At 67.0% G+C, this 18,453-nt stretch carries 9 protein-coding genes and 8 pseudogenes; 7 read left to right on the top strand and 10 right to left on the bottom strand.

The window, feature by feature from the left end:
• Positions 1 to 276, top strand: a pseudogene (locus FV227_RS22725) (threonine-phosphate decarboxylase); the annotation flags it as partial.
• Here FV227_RS22725 and FV227_RS22720 read toward each other — a convergent pair.
• Positions 269 to 1,450, bottom strand: a complete 1,182-nt coding sequence (locus FV227_RS22720; protein ID WP_147859962.1) for an MFS transporter — start codon at positions 1,448 to 1,450, stop codon at positions 269 to 271. The pseudogene FV227_RS22725 and the gene FV227_RS22720 sit on opposite strands and share 8 nt — an antisense overlap.
• A 326-nt stretch (positions 1,451 to 1,776) precedes the next feature.
• Here FV227_RS22720 and FV227_RS22715 point away from each other — a divergent pair, with 326 nt between their 5' ends.
• From FV227_RS22715 to FV227_RS22705, 3 genes are all read left to right on the top strand, one after another.
• The gene (locus tag FV227_RS22715; protein WP_147726422.1) at positions 1,777 to 1,980 is read left to right on the top strand and encodes a hypothetical protein; all 204 of its coding nucleotides are present in this window, start codon (positions 1,777 to 1,779) and stop codon (positions 1,978 to 1,980) included.
• A 182-nt stretch (positions 1,981 to 2,162) separates the two neighbouring features.
• On the top strand, positions 2,163 to 3,566 hold the full coding sequence (locus tag FV227_RS22710) for a malonyl-CoA decarboxylase (protein WP_147842481.1): 1,404 nt from the start codon (positions 2,163 to 2,165) through the stop codon (positions 3,564 to 3,566).
• Between the two features lie 46 nt (positions 3,567 to 3,612).
• Entirely contained in the window at positions 3,613 to 5,148 is a 1,536-nt protein-coding gene (locus FV227_RS22705; RefSeq protein ID WP_147726424.1) for a malonyl-CoA synthase, read from the top strand.
• A 10-nt stretch (positions 5,149 to 5,158) separates the two neighbouring features.
• Here the strand turns inward: FV227_RS22705 and FV227_RS22700 are convergent, their stop codons facing one another.
• The 3 genes from FV227_RS22700 to FV227_RS22690 form a co-directional block, all read right to left on the bottom strand.
• A complete protein-coding gene (locus tag FV227_RS22700) occupies positions 5,159 to 5,701 on the bottom strand; it encodes a TetR family transcriptional regulator (RefSeq protein ID WP_147726425.1) in 543 nt (180 codons plus the stop codon).
• A gap of 267 nt (positions 5,702 to 5,968) precedes the next feature.
• Positions 5,969 to 9,094: an efflux RND transporter permease subunit gene (locus tag FV227_RS22695; RefSeq protein WP_147726426.1), complete on the bottom strand. Its 3,126-nt coding sequence runs from the start codon at positions 9,092 to 9,094 to the stop codon at positions 5,969 to 5,971.
• A complete protein-coding gene (locus tag FV227_RS22690) occupies positions 9,091 to 10,176 on the bottom strand; it encodes an efflux RND transporter periplasmic adaptor subunit (protein WP_147726427.1) in 1,086 nt (361 codons plus the stop codon). Before FV227_RS22690 ends, FV227_RS22695 begins: the two co-directional genes overlap by 4 nt.
• On the opposite strand from FV227_RS22690, the gene FV227_RS29200 reads away from it, so the two are divergent.
• On the top strand, positions 10,157 to 10,525 hold the full coding sequence (locus tag FV227_RS29200) for a hypothetical protein (protein WP_187274906.1): 369 nt from the start codon (positions 10,157 to 10,159) through the stop codon (positions 10,523 to 10,525). The two genes, FV227_RS22690 and FV227_RS29200, sit on opposite strands and share 20 nt — an antisense overlap.
• A gap of 264 nt (positions 10,526 to 10,789) precedes the next feature.
• On the opposite strand, the pseudogene FV227_RS22685 reads toward FV227_RS29200, so the two are convergent.
• A pseudogene (locus FV227_RS22685) lies at positions 10,790 to 11,895 on the bottom strand (IS5 family transposase).
• 154 nt (positions 11,896 to 12,049) lie between these two features.
• A pseudogene (locus tag FV227_RS22680) lies at positions 12,050 to 12,669 on the bottom strand (transposase); the annotation flags it as partial.
• Here FV227_RS22680 and FV227_RS22675 point away from each other — a divergent pair.
• Positions 12,669 to 12,833, top strand: a pseudogene (locus FV227_RS22675) (IS110 family transposase); the annotation flags it as partial. The pseudogenes FV227_RS22680 and FV227_RS22675 sit on opposite strands and share 1 nt — an antisense overlap.
• A 254-nt stretch (positions 12,834 to 13,087) precedes the next feature.
• On the opposite strand, the pseudogene FV227_RS22670 reads toward FV227_RS22675, so the two are convergent.
• The 3 genes and pseudogenes from FV227_RS22670 to FV227_RS22660 form a co-directional block, all read right to left on the bottom strand.
• A pseudogene (locus FV227_RS22670) lies at positions 13,088 to 13,419 on the bottom strand (transposase); the annotation flags it as partial.
• Positions 13,420 to 13,625: 206 nt separating this feature from the next.
• Positions 13,626 to 14,388: pseudogene (locus FV227_RS22665) on the bottom strand (IS5 family transposase).
• 691 nt (positions 14,389 to 15,079) lie between these two features.
• Positions 15,080 to 15,607 carry a methyltransferase domain-containing protein gene (locus FV227_RS22660; RefSeq protein WP_147859960.1) on the bottom strand — a complete coding sequence of 176 codons (528 nt, stop codon included), beginning with the start codon at positions 15,605 to 15,607 and terminating at the stop codon, positions 15,080 to 15,082.
• A gap of 699 nt (positions 15,608 to 16,306) precedes the next feature.
• Here FV227_RS22660 and FV227_RS22655 point away from each other — a divergent pair.
• Positions 16,307 to 17,566 (top strand): annotated as a pseudogene (locus FV227_RS22655) (IS1380 family transposase); the annotation flags it as partial.
• A 319-nt stretch (positions 17,567 to 17,885) separates the two neighbouring features.
• Here FV227_RS22655 and FV227_RS22650 read toward each other — a convergent pair.
• Positions 17,886 to 18,453 (bottom strand): annotated as a pseudogene (locus tag FV227_RS22650) (hypothetical protein); the annotation flags it as partial.

Genomic DNA, 18,453 nt, shown 5'->3' with positions numbered 1-18,453 from the left:
GCCCTCGACGATGCCGCGTGGCGCCGCGACGCCGCAGCCGCCCGCGCCGCCGATGCGGGGCGCCTCGACCGCATGATCGCCCGGGCCGGCGGGACGCCGGTCGGCGGAACCGTCCTGTTCCGCACGGCCGATTTTGCGGATGCGCCGGGCCTGTTCCGGCAGCTCGGGACGGCCGGAATCCACGTCCGGCGCTTCGCCGAGGCGCCGGCGCGCCTGCGCTTCGGGCTGCCCGCCGACAGGAACGCCTGGTGCCGCCTGTCGCGGATCCTCAGATGATCGTCGGGCGCCGGTCGAGCACGGCAACGAGCAGGGCGGCGACGGCGAAGGCGATGCCGACCGCGCAGACCCCGCCCCAGCCGGCGAGCAGGAAGGCCTGCGATCCGGCATAGGCGCCGATCGCTCCGAAGACGAACATCGCCGTGAACAGCACGGTGTTGATCCGTCCGCGCGCGCCCGGGACGAGCGCGTAGGCGCGCGTCTGGTTCGCGATCAGCGCGCCGTTCATGCCGATGTCGATCAGCAGCACGCCGACGGCGACGGCGGCGAGCGACCACGTGCCGCCGGCCCAGAGCACCGCGAACGCCGCCACGACCAGCAGGCTTCCGCCCACGACCACCGGTCGCGCGCCGCGCAGATCGGTGAAGCGGCCCGAGACCGGCGCGACGAGGGCGCCGCAGACGCCGATCACGCCGAACAGCCCGGCGCCGGCCGCGGTCAGGTTGAACGGCTCGGCCTCCACCAGCAGGGCGAGGGTGACCCAGAACGCGTTGAACGCGGCGAACAGCAGCGCCTGCGACAGGCTGGCGTTGCGCAGCACGGGCTGGGTCTTGGCAAGGTGCAGGATCGACAGCATCAGCGCCCGGTAGCGCAGGCGCTTCGCCGCGGTCCGGGGCAGTGTCGCGGCCGCGACCGCCGCCATCGCGAGCGAGACCACGGCGGCGGCGAAGAACACCGCCCGCCATCCGAGATGCGCGCCGACGAAGCCGCTGACCGTCCGCGCGAGCAGGATGCCGGAAAGCAACCCAGTCATCACCTGCCCGACGATGCGGCCGCGGGTGGCGTCCGGCGCCAGCTCGGCCGCGAACGGCACCGCCTGCTGCGCCGCCGACGACAGGAAGCCGATCAGGAGGCTGGCGAGCGCCAGGATCGGCAGGTTCGGGCTGAGCGCGGCGACGACGAGCACCACGCTCAGCGTGAGAAGCTGCGCGATGATCAGCTGGCGCCGCGGCCAGGCATCCCCCAGCGGCACCAGCCCGACGATGCCGAGGCCGTAGCCGACGAGGCAGCCGGTCGGCACCCACAAGGCGGCGCGCGGCCCGAAATCGGCAACCAGCAGCCCGAGCAGCGGCTGGTTGTAGTAGATGTTGGCCACCGCCCCGCCCGCGATCAGCGTCAGCCCGAGCCGCGCCTTCGTGCTCAGGTCGGGATGCGGCACCGGGATGTCGCTCACGAGCGGGGCTCCGTGGCGCGCGAGCGGTTCGGCTCTGTGAGCATGAGACTCGTATCTCTGGTTGCGAGGGATCGCGGTCGGCCTAGGCGCCGACCGGGCGGGTGACAACGGCGGCGCGCGCAGGGCACGGCCGCGTAGGAGTGGCGCACCCGGTTTCGATTCCGCTGCGCCTGCATATGTTTCGTCCACGGACGATGTTCGACGCGCGGGTCGATTGCTGGCAATCGATTTGGCGATCGCGGCGATTCAGGTTCTGATGCCGTTCATAGGATTGGTGGCACCGATTCGTGCGGCGGAGCGTGACCGACACGACGAGAGAGGGTTGCATGCCGAATTATCGGGTGGATTTCGAGAAGCAGATCTTCGGCCTTCCGTTCACCATCGGATCCGTCGAGATCCAGCGTGCCCGCGACCCCGATCGCGCGCGGCGGGCGGCCGAGCTGAAGTTCGCCCGGCAATACGGCCTCGGCGATTGGCGCGAGCGCGCCGACAGCGCCGTCGTGGCCCAGGCCGGCGACGAGCGCCGCTGAGCGCCCTTCACGGCGGAGCCGGCCACGACGTCCCGGAGTTCCGCTTCGGCCTTCGCGGCCTCACGGGGGGTCTGGCCCTGCGCGCGGTCACGCCGTAAACGATGGGGCCGCCGGCATCGCCGTGCGGGACGACCGGAGCCTCCGCGGCGGCCGGTTTCGAGGCGAGACGCGGACGGCGATCCATGGCGGCGATCTCTTTCTTCGGCGATCTCCTTCAGACCATCAGCGACCGCGGTCGCGACCTCATCAGCTTCGGCCGCGGCGATCTCGCCGCACGGGCCAACGCCGCCGAGCTGGTCAAGCTCTGCGACGACCTGATCTCGCGCCGCGGCGAGGCATCGGGCGTCGCCCTCGCGCGGCTGATCCTCGACCGCTACGCGACGCTCGGCACCGACGAGCGCCACGCCTTCCTGCGCCTGATCGCCGTCGAGTTCGATGCCGACCACGACGCGGTCGACGCCGCGATCCAGGCCTATCGCTCGGACCCGACGCGGGCACGCCTCGGGCACCTGCACGAGGCGGCCGAGCCGCGCTCCCAGGAACTGATCCGCCGCCTCAACCTTGCCCGCGACGGCACGCTGAGCCTGGTCCGGATGCGCGAGGACCTGTTCGACCTGCGCCGCATCCTGCGCGACGAGGGCGAGCCCAACCTGATCGACGCCGCCGACAGCCTCGATTCGGACTTCGAGCACCTGTTCGCCTCGTGGTTCAACCGCGGCTTCTTGGTGCTGCGCCACATCGACTGGACGACGCCGGCTCACATCCTCGAGAAGATCATCCGCTACGAGGCGGTCCACGAGATCGCCGGCTGGGACGACCTTCGCCGCCGGATCGAGCCGGCGGACCGGCGCTGCTTCGCGTTCTTCCACCCGGCACTCGTCGACGAGCCGCTGATCTTCGTCGAGGTCGCGTTGACCAGCGCGATCGCGCCGGCGATCGCGCCGATCCTGTCGCAGGCGCGCGATCCGCTTCCGCTGAAATCCGCCACGACCGCGATCTTCTACTCGATCTCGAACTGCCAGAAGGGCCTGGCCGGCGTCACCTTCGGCAACTTCCTGATCAAGCAGGTGGTCGAGGACCTCGCCCGCGAGATCCCGACCCTGAAGACCTTCGTCACGCTCTCGCCAGTTCCGGGTTTCGCGCGCTGGCTCGATCGCGAGCGCCGGGCGGAAGCGCCGCAGGGCCTGACCCGCGACGATGTCGAGGCGCTTCGCCTGCTCGACGAGCCCGATTGGGCGACCGACAAGGCGAAGTCCGATGCCGTGCGCAAGGCGCTGCTGCCGGCGGCGGCCGCCTACTTCCTCCGCGCGAAGAACGAGCGGGGCCGCCCGCTCGACCCGGTGGCGCGCTTCCATCTCGGCAACGGCGCGCGCCTCGAGCGGATCAACTTCCTCGGCGACGTCTCCGGCAAGGGGTTGCGGCAATCCCATGGCCTGATGGTCAACTACCTCTACGACCTGTCGGCGATCGAGAAGAACCACGAGACCTATGCCAACCTCGGCACGGTCTCGGCGTCCGGCGCGGTCTCACGCGAGTTGCGCGCCAACCTGCCTCCGCCGCGTTCCGTCGCGCTCGCCGAGGCCTGAGGCGGGTGGACCGCCGCCGATCATCCGTTTCGCTGAGCGTTGTGTCATGACGAATCATCTCTTCGCGTTGATCCGCGAGGCCCTGCCGGCGGATCCGGCGGCCAGCACCTTCATCGAGACGCCCGACGGGCGCCGCTACAGCTACGCCGACATGCTCGCGCGCAGCGGGGCCTACGCGAACGCGCTGGTGTCCGCGGGCGTCCGCCCCGGCGACCGGGTCGCGGTGCAGGTGGAGAAGAGCGCCGAGGTGGTGTTCCTCTATCTCGGCGCAGTGCGCGCCGGCGCGGTGTTCCTGCCGCTCAACACCGCCTACACCGCCCCGGAGGTCGCCTACTTCCTCGGCGACGCCGAGCCCGCCCTGTTCGTCTGCGACCCGGCCAAGCGCGAGGCGCTGGTGCCGGTCGCCGGGGACGCGGGGACCATCCGCGTGCTCACCCTCGATGCCGCCGGCCGGGGCAGCGCCGCCGAGGCCGCGGACGCGCAGGGCTCGGAGTGCTCCGACGTGCCGCGGGATCCGGAGGATCTCGCCGCGATCCTCTACACCTCCGGCACCACCGGGCGCTCGAAGGGCGCCATGCTCAGCCACGACAACCTCGCCTCGAACGCGCGCACGCTGGTCGAGGCCTGGCGCTTCACCGCCGACGACGTGCTGATCCACGCCCTGCCGGTGTTCCACACCCATGGCCTGTTCGTCGCGATCAACACCGTGCTGGCGTCGGGGGGCAGCATGCTGTTCCTGCCGCGCCTCGACGCCGGGCTGATCCTCAAGCTGATGCCGCGGGCGACCAGCATGATGGGCGTCCCGACCTTCTACACCCGCCTGCTCAAGGATCCGGGGCTGACGCAGGCGGCGACCGCGCACATGCGGCTGTTCACCTCCGGCTCGGCCCCATTGCTGGCCGAGACGCATGCCGCGTGGCGGGCACGGACCGGTCACGCCATCCTCGAGCGCTACGGCATGACCGAGACCAACATGAGCACCTCGAACCCCTATGAGGGCGAGCGCATCGCCGGCACCGTCGGGTTCCCGCTGCCCGGCGTGGCCCTGCGCGTCGTCGACCCGGACACCGGCGCGCCGCTCGGCTCCGAGCAGGTCGGAATGATCGAGGTGAAGGGCCCGAACGTGTTCAAGGGCTACTGGCGCATGCCTGAGAAGACCGCGGCCGAGTTCAAGGTCGACGGCTTCTTCGTCACCGGCGATCTCGGCAAGGTCGACGCCCGCGGCTACGTCCACATCGTCGGCCGCGGCAAGGACCTGATCATCACCGGCGGCTTCAACGTCTACCCGAAGGAGGTCGAGGCCGAGATCGACGCGATGCCGGGCGTCGTCGAATCGGCGGTGATCGGCCTACCGCACGCCGATTTCGGCGAGGGCGTCACCGCCATCGTGGTGGGTTCGAAGGACGCTCCGGACGAGGCGGCGGTGCTCGCCCATCTCGAAGGGCGCCTCGCCCGGTTCAAATGCCCGAAGCGGGTTCTCTTCGCCGACGACCTGCCACGCAACGCCATGGGCAAGGTCCAGAAGAACGCCCTGCGGGATCGCCACGCCGATTTGTATCGCGACGCGTCGAAGACGTCCTGACCAGCGGGCCTCAGCCGGCCACCGAGGCGCGCGCGGCCTCGATCAGGTCGTTCGCCAGTGCCTCGTCGTCCACGGCCCGAGCCAAGACGACGGCGCCGACGAGGGTCGACAGCGTCGCCAGCGAACGCTGCCGGCGGCGCTCGCGCGAGGCCTTCGGCGTCAGGTCGGCAAGGATGGCGGCGAGGCGTTCGACCCCGTGGGTGAACCGCGCGCGCACCGGGCTACCCGAGGGCTCCCGCGCGACGTCGTTGGCCAGGGCCGCGAGCGGGCACCCCTTCTCGGGCGCCTGGACGTGCCCGAGCGACAGGTAGTTCCCGACCAGGCTGTCGAGGTTGCCGCGGTATTCCTCCTTGATCGCGCACTCGAAGGCTTCGGCCGCCAGGGCGTCCTTGTTGGCGAATTGGCCATAGAACCCGCCATGCGTCAGGCCGGCCGCCCCCATGATGTCGGCGACCCCGACGCCGTGAAGGCCGCGCTGGCGGAACAGCGCCGACGCCACCTCGACCACGCGCTGCCGGTTCAGCCGCGCCTGCTCCTGAGACACCCTCGGCATCTTCGTCTCCTCGTCTCACGAGCGGCCGCCGCGCGGTCCGGCGGACGATGCGCTAACGCATCGCATCCGATGTGGATGCGACCTGTCATCTAAATCAGTCCACGGTCGCGCTGTCGCCGGACGCTTTCGCCGCCTCGGCCGTTGCCGCCAGCACGAAGCGCCGCCCGTTCGACCGTTCAGGGGCAGGGGCAGGGGCTCGGGCTGGTCGATCGATCGGGCACTTGCCGCGTCGCATGCGCGGCGGCGAGCGCCCAGCCGCACCAGCCCTCAGGATGGAACAGCGCCCGTGGTCGCAGTCGCTCCGTCTCGCCCGGAAACGACCGCGGGGCTCCGCGCATCCGCAGGTGTTCGGGCGACGCGGAACCACAGGGTGTAGAGGGCCGGCAGGAACAGCAGCGTCAGCAGGGTGCCGACGCCGACGCCACCGATCAGGACGTAGGCCAGCGCCCCCCAGAACACCGAGTGGGTGAGCGGGATGAAGGCGAGCATCGCTGCGGCCGCCGTCAGGATCACGGGCCGCGCGCGGCGCACGGTCGATTCCACCACGGCCTCGTAATCCGACAGGCCCGAGGCGCGATCGTGATGGATCTGATCCACCAGGATCAGCGTGTTGCGCATCAGGATGCCCGACAGCGCGATCAATCCGAGGATCGCGTTGAAGCCGAAGGGCTGGTGGAAGATCAGCAGGGTCGGCACCGCGCCGACGAGGCCGAGCGGCGCGGTCGCGAACACCATGAACATGGTGGTGAACGAGCGCACCTGGATCATGATCACCGTCAGCGTGACGATCAGCATGATCGGGAACACGGCGATCAAAGCCGACATCGCCTTGGCGCTCTCCTCGACGGCGCCGGCCGTGTCGATGCGGTAGCCCGGCGGCAGCCTCGCCCGGATCGGATCCAGCAGCGGGAAGATCTGCGCATGGACGTCCGGCGGCTGCTTGCCGTCGAGCACGTCGCCCTGCACCCGGATGTAGCTCTCGCGGTTGTAGCGCTTGAGCACCGCATCCTCGTCCCGGCTTTCCAGGCGTGCGACCTGCGAGACCGGCACCTGCCGGCCGTCCTTCGTCGCGAGCGTCAGGTCGCCGATCTCGCCGAGCGAGCGTCGCTCCGGGCCGGGGCTGCGCAGCAGCACGTCGACCGAGCGCAGGTTCTCGCGGACCTGAGTGGCGGGCGTGCCGTTGAGGTAGCTCTGCAGCTGCTGTCCGGCCTCCTTCGGCGTCAGGCCGATCAGGCGCAGGCGTTCCTGGTCGAGGACGAGGTGAAGGCCCGGCGTCCGGTCGCCCCAGTCGAGATGGACGAGCCGCATGTCGGGATTGCCCGCCATGACCTCGGCGACCTCGGCCGCGATGCGGCGGATGACGTCGAGGTCGGGGCCGACCACCCGGAACGCGACCGGGAATCGGATCGGCGGCCCGAACACGATCTGCAGCACCCGCACGCGCGCCTCGGGGAAGCGGCCGTCCTCGACGAGCTTGCGCACCTTCGCCCGGAGGGCGTCGCGGGCCTCAGCGTCCGCGGTCTGCACCACGATCTGCGCGAAGGCCGGGTCCGGCAGCTCGGGATCGAACGACAGCACGAAGCGCGGCATGCCCTGGCCGATATAGCTCGTGATCTCCTTGGCCTCCGGCAGGTCGCGCACCGCCGCCTCGACGCGCTGCACGGTGGCCTCGGTGGTGGCGAAGGCCGACCCGGTCGGCAGCGTGACCTCGACGATCAATTCGGGCCGCTCGGAGTTCGGGAAGAACTGCTTCTCGACACGGCCCATCCCGATGACCGCGACAACGAACAGCGCCACGGTGATGCCGGCTGCCGCCCATTTGTGATCGACCGAGGTGCGCACGATCCGGCGCAGGCGCTGGTAGTTCTTCGTGGCGTAGATCGCCGCGTGGCCGCCCGCGACCGGCTCGATGTTCGGCAGCAGCTTGACGCCGAGATAGGGCGTGAAGGTCACGGCCACGATCCACGAAACGACGAGAGAAAACGCCACCACCCAGAAGATGTTGCCGGCATATTCGCCGGCCGTTGAGGCGGCGAAGCCCACCGGCAGGAACCCGGCGATGGTCACCAGCGTGCCGGTGAGCATCGGCGCGGCGGTGGCGCTCCAGGCATGGGTCGCGGCCTCGATTCGGTCGGCGCCTTCCTCCATGCGCACCACCATCATCTCGATGGCGATGATCGCGTCGTCGACGAGCAGCCCGAGCGAGATGATCAGCGCGCCCAGCGTGATGCGATCGAAGTCGCGCCCCGTCAGCATCATCACCACGAACACCGCCGACAGGGTCAACGGCACGGCCAGCGCCACGACGATGCCGACGCGGAAGCCGAGCGCCACCAGGGACACGAAGATCACCACCGACAGCGCGGTGAAGAACTTGACCATGAACTCGTGGATCGCCGCGTCGATGACCTTGGCCTGATCGGTGATCTTGGTGAAGCCGATTCCGAGGGCGAGGTCGTGATGGATCGCGACCTCCTCGGCATTGAGCGCCTCGCCGAGCTTGAGGCCGTTGAAGCCGGGCTTCATCACCAGGCCAAGCATCAGGGCCGGCTCGCCGTCGTTGTGGATCGCGAAGCTCCTGGGGTCCTCGTAGCCGCGCTTCACCTCCGCGATGTCGCCGAGCTTGAGGCTGCGGTCGCCCGCCGCCACCGGCAGGCCGCGGATCGCGTCGAGCCCGTCGATGGCGCCGTCCAGGCGAAGGTAGACCCGCGGCCCGGCTGTCTCGACGAAGCCGGCCGGCGTCACGTCGTTCTGGTTGGCGAGCGACGCCAGCAGCTGCTGGCCGGTGATCCCGAGCGTGGCCAGGCGCTGGTACGAGATCTCGACGAAGATCTTCTGCGCCTGCTCGCCGAGGATGTTGATTTTCTCGACGCCGGGCAGCCGCAGCAGGCGCTGGCGCAGGGCCTCGGCCTGGAGCACGAGCTGGCGGTGCGGCAGCCCCTTGGCCTGGAGCGCGTAGAGCGCGAAGTAGACGTCCGAGAACTCGTCGTTGAACAGCGGTCCCATCACCCCGCGGGGCAGGCTGGAGGCCTGATCGGACAATTTCTTGCGCGCCTGGTAGAACTCCGACTGCACCTTCCCCGGAGGCATGTTGTCCTTGAGGTAGACCTTCGTCACCATCAGGCCCGGGCGCACGGTGGTCTCGGCGCGGTCGTAGTAGACGAGCTCCTGCAGCCGCTTCTCGAGCGGGTCGGCGACCTGACGCTGCATCTCCTCGGCGGTGGCGCCCGGCCACGCCGCCGAGACCGTCATGGTCTTGACGGTGAAGGCCGGGTCCTCGCCGCGGCCGAGCTTCTGGAAGGCGAAGATGCCGGCGACCGTCACGGCGATCAGCAGGAACAGCGTGACCGCCCGCTCGCGGACGGCGAGCGCGGAGAGGTTGAAACCGCTCATCGCTTCGCCCCCGTCAGGTTCGCGTCCGCCTGGCGCACCTTCTCGCCGGGCTTGAGCAGGTGGGCGCCGAGCGCCACGATGCGATCGCCCGGGCTCAGGCCCGCGACGACCTCGGCGCGCTCCTCGCCCATGCGCGCGACCCGCACGGCCTGCTCCCGCACCGTTTCGGTCTCGGCGTCGTAGCGCCAGACCGCGGTGCCGTCGCCCCGGTCGAACAGGGCCGCGAGCGGCACCTCCACCGCGGGCTCGCGCCGGACGTCGTGGTCGGCGAGCCGAAGGGTGACCGTCGCCCCGAGCGGCGCAGCCTCGCCGCCGCCCGACAGGATGTAGCGCGCCCGGTAGGTGCGGGTCGCGGGGTCGGCCGTCGCCGACAGCTCGCGCAGGCGCGCCGGATAGGTCGCCTCGCCCTCGGCGTAGAGGGTGGCCGAAGCGTTCCCCTGCGCCGCGCGCCGGCTGCCCTCGGGCAGGAACACCTCCGCCTCCCGCGATCCGTCGCGGGCGAGCTTCACCACGGTCTGGCCGGCGGCGACGACCTGTCCCGGCTCGGTCGGCACCTCCATCACCACGCCGTCGGCATCGGCCTGGAGCTCGGCGTAGCCCGCCTGGTTGGCGATCTGGCTCGCCTGCGCCTCCGCGTTGGCGAACTGCGCGATGGCGGCATCGGCCGCGCCCTTGTTCTGGTCGTAGGCCTGGATCGAGGTCCAGCCGTCGGCCACGAGCTTGCGGCTGCGCGCCTCGTCGGCCTTGGCCTTGATCATCTGCGCGCGGGCCGCCTCGACGGACGCCTTGGCGGCGTTCAGCGCGAGCCCGAAATCGGTCCGATCGAGGCGCATCAGCGGCTGTCCGAGGCGGACGCGGTCCCCCGGATCGACCAGCCGCTCGAAGATTTTGCCGCCGACGCGGAAGCCGAGGTTGCTCTCCGTCCGCGCCCGAACGACCCCGGTGTAGCGCGAGACCGCCCCCTCGGCCGGGGCGACCGCGACGGTCTGAACGAGCCGTGGTTTCTCAGGCACCGCCGTCTCGGCCGGCGAGCACGCCGCCAAAGCGAGGCTCGTCAGCAACATGACCATACCGACATTCATCGCCGCTTCCCCGACACCGATCGAACTCGCCATTAAAATGATGGTTGTCATCTATTATGGGCCGGTGATGTCGTCAATGGCGAGGGCGCCGCGATTCGGTGAATCGGGGTCGGAAAGAGCGGTCCGCCAAATGCAGCGGTACGATCTCGACCTCTCGGTCTTCTGGCTCGGATGTATCTACCGAGTCAGCATCTCGGCCGCTGCATATGCGCTGTTTCCCCCAGCCGAACGGCGAGTCGGGCAGGTCGAGCGCAGCCCAGGTCTTCGTCGCTGGCAGCATCACCCCCACATTGTCGGAGGCGAGCGACCTCGGCATCGCGCGGTCCGCATCATCGGCACTGCAAAATAGCTTGGTCGCCGCAGGATCCTGGCTACATTGATCGAGGTCGTGCGGATGAGCTTCTGATCTACGTACGCTACGATTCTGTCGACAGTCTCAACCATGCAACAACGTTTTTAACTTGGCAGGCTGCTGCGGAAGTCAGGCGTGACGCTTGGTTTGGATCGTCAGGACTGTTTTATGAGATCAGTCCGCCTCGACGAGGCTCGATCCGGCAGCTTCGATGTGTTGCTCGGGTCGCGGGCCATGTCTCGGCCATGTCCGGGTCGCCCGTCATGCGACCGCTCCGGCCAGCAGCTGGGGCAGACGCACGATGGTTGTAGGCGGCGGCTGAGAAGGTGAACAGCGCCTCGACCTTGGCTCGCCCGCGCAGCTTGACCTTCCTCAGCCCGGCCTGAGCCTTGATCCAGCCGAAGACCTCCTCGATCTGTTTCCTGCAGCGCAGGCTGACCGCGTAGCCGGCATGCCGCGTGGTGCGGCCGTCGAGGGCGGTCTTGCGCACCTTGCCGGTTTTCGACATCGCCCCGTTGATCGCGATGTCCGGGCTCACCCGCCGCGCTTGCAGGTCGCCGACGAAGGCCGCCACGTCGAACAGCTTGTCCGCGCCCAGAGTGATCCGGTGCCGGCGGGGTCGGCGGTTGAGCATGGTCAGGGCCGCCTCACGCTCGGCGGTGCCGGTAGCGTGGGTGAGGGTCGCGTCCACCACCAGGCCGTTCCGGTTTCTCCATCAGCGCATGGCCGAGGCAGCACAGCCGGCTCTCCTGGCCGTCCGCCTTGCGGTAGAGACCCGCGTCCGGGTCGATGGTCGAGGCATGGGGCGCGTTCGAGCTCTTCTCCTTGTGAAAGTCGCGCTCGCCGTTGCGGCCAGGATCCGGCGGTTCACCCGAGCCGTCTTTCGGCTGGAAGCTCTTCATCGAGGCCCACGCCTCGATCATCGTGCCGTCCACCGAGAAGTGGTCGCTCGACAGAAACCGGTTGACCGGCTTGAGCGCCAGCAGCCCCGCCAGGAAGGCGTGCGCCACCTCCGTCTCCAGCAGACGGACGCGGTTGTGCGTGAACCCGGTTGAATGCCAGACCGTGGAATCCATCTCCAACCCCACGAACCACCGGAACAGCAGGTTGTCGTCGATCTACTTCATCAGCATCCGCTCGGAGCGCACCGAGAGGAACGCCTGCAGCAGTGTGGCTCGCAGCAGCATCTCGGGCGGGATCGAGGGACGGCCCAGGCCCGAGTACAGGCTCTCAAAGCACTCGTTCAGCCCGGCCATCACCTCGTCAGCCAACGTCCTGATCGGCCGCAAAGGGGGATCGGCTGGCACACGCTCCTCAAGCCGAACGTAGCTGAACAGGTTGGCCGAGGCCGCCTCACGTCCACGCATCGATCGAACCCCGCCTCTCGCTCGGACAGAGTGAATCATCTTCAAGGCCGCACCGCCACGGACTTCTGCAGCAGCCTGCTAGGAACCCGTCCGAGTAACGTTTTATCGGATCGAGGACGGGGTTGAGATCAAGGCAGGCCAGCCGGCGTCATGCTCAGCGTTCGGCCTTGGCCAGCTTCAGAAGGTTGTGGGCGGTGCAGATCATCGCCCATTCGCCGCGGACCTAATCGAGCCCGCGGAGCAGGAACGGTCGGAGGCCCCGGGCCTGCTCGATCTGCCCGAACACCGGCTGGACGACCTGCTTCCTGAGGCGGTAGCGGCTCCGGCGGCCACCCCGTTTCAGCCGTTCGGCCATCGCACGCATCAGGGGCGTCTTCGTCAGCTGTCGACGACCGGCCGCATCCGCCTCTCCGTGGCGCGCCCGACCTGGAGCGAGATAGGCGGTGATCCGCCGCTGCTTCTGCGCTGCCAGGTTCGCCTCGTTGTCAAAGCCTGCATCGCCCGAGACCTCGCACGGCTTGCGCCCGAGATGAGCGCGGATGTCGTCGATGAGCGGCACGAGGGCGCGGGCGTCGGCGGCGTTCGTCACGAGGCGGTGCGCCACGATGACCTGATGCGCAGCATCGACGGCGATCTGGCCTCTGTAGTCCTGCACGAACCCGTCGCAGGTCGGCAGGATCCGGCTGTCCGGGTCGGTGAAGTTGCGCTGCGCTCGGTCCGGCGGACCACCGTCCTCACCGCGCAGGGGCGACCCTGCCAGCGCATGCCCGAGGACCCTTCGCAAAAGCGATGCGTGGATCGGCCAATGGCTCCGGGACCTGCTGGCGCGGGCGCACGCCAACACCGCCGTCGTTGCGCTGGCGGCTAAAATGGCCCGGACCGTCTGGGCGCTGCTGCGCCACGAACGCGTCTATGAGCCGGCGGCGGTGGCTGCCTGAACCGTGCTTGGTCGGCAAAGCCTTCGTCAGCCTTCCGATGTCTGCGAGCGGCGAAAGGAAGATTGCCTGACAGCCGATCGATGTTCTGGAAGCCTCTGGCGGAAAATGGCGCTCGACGCCGACCCCTTTATGAGGACCAGGACGCGCGGATCTCCATCTTGGCCAACGGCATCGCTGGAAGGCCGGATACGTTTATGCAGACTGCTAAGACCAGCGGATCATAAGCCACTTGCGGACGGGGCGGGCCATACGTTTTTCGCCGTCAGGCTGGCACTGTCGCGTGCCGCACGGCCCCAATCCAGTTGTTCGGCGCCGTCCAGCCGCTCCAGCAAGGCGTGATGCAGGCCCGCCATACGCCCGCCCTCTGCCAATCACGCAGCCGTCGCCAGCACGACATCCCCGAACCGCACCCCATCTCATGCGGCAGGTCCTCCCACGGCAAACCGGTGCGCAGCACGAAAAGGATGCCGGTCAGCGCCGCCTGGTCCGAGATCGGCGGCCGCCCGCCTTTCGGACACTCCCGCGCCAGTGGCAGCAGCGGCGCGATCACCGCCCAGAAATCGTCGGGAACCGGGAACTTCGCCATGCCCTACCAACGCGCCAATCGCCGTTTTCGTTAGACGCTCTTAACCCCTGTCGGAGTTGCAATCCTTGGCTGGGGCGCCAGTATTCCAACTCCTCAGCCGATTATTCGCAAACCACTGAAAAAATAGCGCAATTTTTATCGCATTATCTAATTGATACTTGAATGTGTTACATAAGACAACGAGTCACGGCTAGGGCGTGTCATCGCTAGATCCAATCGAGGGCGGCTGCGAGGGAGAGGACGCCCATGGAACTGACGGCGGTCTTCTCATAGGGGGTGGCGATGGCGCGCCACTCCTTAGCCTGGCCCAGAGGCGCTCGACCTGGTTGCGGTTGTTGTAGATCCAATCCGGGCAGGCCACGGGCGCTTCGTGGCGCTGAGGCGGGATCGCAAGCCGAGCGCCCATATCCCAGATGTGTTCGCGAAAGGCGTGGCTGGTGTAGCCACGGTCTCCGACGACCCACTTGGGCACGCCGGGCAGCCGGTCGAGGAGCGGAACCGCATGGGGCAGTTCATGGGCCTGTCCCGGTGCCAGCCGGAAGGCGATGGCACGACCCTGCCCGTCGGCGATCACGCAAGCCTTGGTGCTATCGCCGCCACGCGAACGGCCAAGAGCTTCACGAGTGTCTCGCTCGGCCGCAGATCCCCCCTTTTGGCGGCACCGGCCGCCTTTTGGTGCGCGCGTATGTTCGTGCCGTCGAGGAACACCATGCCGAGTTGGACGCCGCGCTCCTGCACGAGGCTGAGGAGCCGCTCCCAGACGCCGGCACGGGACCAGCGGATGAAGATCTGGGCTGCGCGCTACCAGGGACCCAGATCCTCTGGAATGGCCCGCCACTTGGCCCCGTTCTGATGCCGCCAAAGGATGGCTGAGAGCGTGCGCCGAAGATCCTGTGGGGGCGTCTTGGACTTGGACCGGCAGGCCTCGACCAAGGGCTCCAGTTCAGACCACTGCGCGTCGCTCAGCATCGTCCCTCCTGGATCAGAGAAACGAAAACGCTAGCCAAACCAATCCGTTCAGGCGACGACACGCCCTAGCTGTTTGGTTGCGGGACGTCATTGGGATGTGGCACGGTGGGCGATCAAAGTCCATGCTTGGCGGTTCGAGGGTGTGCGCCGCCGTTTGGCAGGCATGCCCAGGGGCGACCGGTGGCGCAGAAGATCACGACCAGTCGAGCTCATGGCGAGCGCTCGGCGACCCACAGTCTGGGTGAGCGGTTGGGTCACAGCAAGGTCCCGCTGAGTGAATTGTCTACGACGGCGACGCGCTGCAAGCCCGGATTGCCGGGCAGGTGCCTCCGCTGACTTTTTGAATCGCCACCGATCTTACTAGATCATCGTGCTTTATGACATTAAATCTGATATCGTGACGAGCCGGCGGCACGCCCGGCGATCAGTCTTTCCTTGATTTTAGCAAGGAATGCTTAGGCGTCGGTAATTCGTGATGCATTGAGCGGTTTAGATTCAATGATTTGCTTTGACTATCATATAATTCGATCTTTTTCGTTTGTACATAAAATTCATTGGCCCCGAAAATCGTTGGATGCAGATATTCTATCTTTAAAGGTATGAGTTCGAGTGATATTATATCATTAAAAACTTCAGTAAAACTATACGGTGTATATACTTTGCAATGAACATCGTGGTAATTTTTGTTCGATTAGACGTCGATGGCTACGTTCAACGCATTGCGAAGCTGGCCGTCGAACATGTCTTTTGGTTTTCGTCCACGTCCAGCCCATTTTGCATTCAGATTGACCTCTACGGTGCGTGCAACATGCTCAAAGGCCTGTGCTGGGCTCGCAATGCGTGGATTGGCAAGGTAGTGCGCGACCAGATCTCCGGTCGTGGAGGGCGCACGGCGAAAATCGAAAGTAAATCGCTTATCAGGCACCACAAGAAACAGGATGCCGCCGGGCTTCAAAGCACCGCCTAAGTCGCGCAGCCATCGAACCGGATCTGGCAGGTGCTCAATTACGTGACTGGCAACGATGTAGTCCACTTGACCACGTGGTCCAAGCGCCTCCGTAAGAGTTTGATGCTCCAAGACAAGGTCGACATCCACAATCCGATCGGCGTCGGGCCGCATCACAGCGTGATCGGCATATTTGCGTCGCAGGTTTTCGGTGGACAAATGATCAGCGTAGAGGATCTCGCCGTCAACACGTGAGATGATCGGACTGTTCAAGGGTCCAAGCTCGACACCTTATTTGTTTTTCGGGCAGACAGATTTGAGCGCCTGAGCTCGTCGGTAATTTATTACTGATTTTATTTCTCTGTAGCCATTCAACTAAAGTGGGTCATGGTGCTTTATCAAAGTACAACACCTGTGCTATGTGAGAATACGATATATTCGATATGCTTTTGGCAAACTTTGCTTAGACCGTAGCTCGTTTTCACATCGTTCCATTACCGGACATACCTCTTACAATCAGCCAATCCGTCAGTCCTTGCCCAAAAGTGACTCCAGGGTCCTTTCGGTGCCGAGGAGATCCAAAGATCTGACGTGAAGAGCATCAAAGTCTCGATCGCGCTGCTCTCGAGTCTTTCAAGCAGCGCTGGCGGCCTCACTCTGCTCCGGCACAATCCGTCCTACGGTAGCAGTGGCCTAGCTGCCTTTCTATCGAAACTTTCCGTGCCGCCCGTCGGTGAGCGCCTTCTGCAACGGCAGCCTGCTCTTGGCGGCGTAGCTTTGACGGTCCACACGGATCCGCTGAGGCGGGTGGGTGCTGTATCGGCTCTACCGCGGCCCGTTCGGGATCTAGCCCGTCTTATTCATGAGGGTGGTGAATTTTGGGTGGCGAGCGTAGCGTAAAACATTGATCTGGCTTAAGGATTGGGTGCTGACGCCAAGCCCCCAGACCCGATCGAGCCCGCCACGCCCGCCATGTCCGATCCTACGTGTCTGCCGTTCGCGTTTCCATCCGTGCGGGGCAAGAAGCTCACAGCCGCCTTCGATGGCGGACGCCTGACCTCGGAGGGTGGCGTCCTGTTGCTTGCCCAGGCCGCCCGGCGATCGGGTATCGCCAAGAAGCTTGCGGCCGTGATCCAGGATCGACGCGATCCGAGCCGGGTCGTGCATCCGCTTTCCGAGATCCTGCTCGCCCGCATCTTGGCCATCGCCTGCGGGTACGAGGATGCCGACGACCTCGACCACTTGCGCGCCGACCCCACCTTCAAGCTCGCCTGCGTGCTGCTGCCCGAGAATGGCGCGGACCTGATGAGCCAGCCCACTGTCTCGCGGATGGAGAACACCCCCGGCCTGCGCGACCTGATCCGGCTCGGGCGGGTGCTGGTCGACGTGTACTGCGCCAGCTACGTCGTACCGCCCGCCGCGGTCACCCTGGACATCGACGACACCTGCGACGTGGTGCACGGCCAGCAGCAGCTGTCGCTATTCAACGCCCACCACGACGCGCGCTGCTTTCTGCCGATCCACGTCTACGATACCGCCACCAGCCGTCCCGTCGCGATGATCCTGCGGTCGGGTAAGACACCCTCGGCTCGCGAGGTCCGCGGCCATCTGCGCCGGCTCGTCCGGGCAATCCGCCGTCACTGGCCGACGACCGCGATTACCATCCGCGGCGACGGCCACTACGGGCGGCCCGAGGCGATGGACTGGTGCGAGGACAACGGCGTCACCTACGTCTTCGGCTTGACCGGCACCAAGGCGCTCGCGGCCAAGGTCGAGCCGACCGCCGACCACATCCGGGTGGTACGGGCCATCGGTGACAAGGATGCGGTGCGCGGCTTTGCCGAGACCACCCACGCCGCCAAGTCCTGGCGGCAGACGCGCCGTGTCGCCGCCCGCATCGAGGCCACCCGCCTCGGCCTCGACATCCGCTACGTGGTCACGAACATCACCACCGGCACGCCCGAATGGCTCTACGCCGAGCTGTACTGCGCCCGCGGCCAAGCCGAGAACCTGATCAAGTTGCACAAGGGCCAGCTCGCTTCCGACCGCACCTCCTGCCGGCACCCGGCCGCCAACCAGATGCGGCTCGTCCTGCACACCGCAGCCTACTGGCTGATGCTCACCGTGCGAGACGCCATCCCGACCACGCATCGCCTCGCCAAAGCCGAGTTCACGACGATCCGGTTGCGGCTGCTCAAGCTCGGCGCTCGCATCCACGAGATCGCTGCCCGCGGGTTTCAGGCCGGACAGACGCTACGGACCGTCCTGCAGGAGATCGAGGCCGCACCGCGTTTCGCCCTTTGGTACCTGACGCGTCCCGTACAGGGAACCGAGCGCGTCGTCGCGCAAGGCTTCGCCCAGCTCGTCGAAGTGTTACGGCTGCCACCTCCGCCGCGGCGAGAGCGAGAGAACGAACGTAGTCGGAGCACGGACCGATCGAATTCGGGCTACGATCGGTAGCTCGCCGGGATTCTTGCTACTTGCGGACCTTTCGGTCGATGCGACGACCGCTCGCACAAAACGAGGGTTTCATGATCTCCCTACGCGAGACCTACCGTCGGTTTGAGGGCGGTTTCGGCAAACGCTCTTTGGCCCTCGCGTCGACGCGTGAGGCTCTGACGTTCGATTTCGCGCGGCGGGTGTAGGGCGATGGTTTTTTCTCGGAAACCCAGCCGAGCAGCTGAATCGGCTTCGCTTCGAGATGGGCGGTCACGGTCGGGATCTTGATGAGGTCATCCAGCGTCGAGCGTAGCGCAATCGGATCGCAGTAGCGCTCGTCGGTCTCCCCCTTGCCGCCATGGCCGAGGATATCGGCGCGAATCTCCGTGCCAACCAGATCGGCGAAATACCGCTGACGCAGATCCTCGACAACTACGAGCCCGCGTTCGAGGAGCAGTTTTGCAAACAGCGTGTAGATCTGGCGGGCCTGGTTCTGCGTCTTGGCATCCCAGTTCTCATCCCGGCCGCGCGCCGCAATCATCGCCTCGCCGAGCACGACGATCGGATAGTGCGCGGGCCCGGTGATCGGAGGGGGCGCGGAGCGCACGACGGATGGGCCATCCGGCGTGGAATCCGCCATCTCGTAGGTCCGGCGCGTCTCGGGCGGGGGCGTCTGGGGC

Source organism: Methylobacterium sp. WL119 (genome assembly GCF_008039875.1).
In the GTDB taxonomy this organism is placed as follows: Bacteria; Pseudomonadota; Alphaproteobacteria; order Rhizobiales; family Beijerinckiaceae; genus Methylobacterium.
Note: the sequence above shows the minus strand (reverse complement) of the source record. Positions and strands in the feature narration are given on the sequence as shown.

Excerpts from the sequence above, each read along its gene's own strand:
- FV227_RS29200 (WP_187274906.1), top strand. The coding sequence starts at position 10,157 with ATGACCATACCGACATTCATCGCCGCTTCCCCGACACCGATCGAACTC.
- FV227_RS22700 (WP_147726425.1), bottom strand. The coding sequence starts at position 5,701 with ATGCCGAGGGTGTCTCAGGAGCAGGCGCGGCTGAACCGGCAGCGCGTG.
- FV227_RS22710 (WP_147842481.1), top strand. The coding sequence starts at position 2,163 with ATGGCGGCGATCTCTTTCTTCGGCGATCTCCTTCAGACCATCAGCGAC.
- FV227_RS22690 (WP_147726427.1), bottom strand. The coding sequence starts at position 10,176 with ATGAATGTCGGTATGGTCATGTTGCTGACGAGCCTCGCTTTGGCGGCG.
- FV227_RS22715 (WP_147726422.1), top strand. The coding sequence starts at position 1,777 with ATGCCGAATTATCGGGTGGATTTCGAGAAGCAGATCTTCGGCCTTCCG.
- FV227_RS22705 (WP_147726424.1), top strand. The coding sequence starts at position 3,613 with ATGACGAATCATCTCTTCGCGTTGATCCGCGAGGCCCTGCCGGCGGAT.
- FV227_RS22695 (WP_147726426.1), bottom strand. The coding sequence starts at position 9,094 with ATGAGCGGTTTCAACCTCTCCGCGCTCGCCGTCCGCGAGCGGGCGGTC.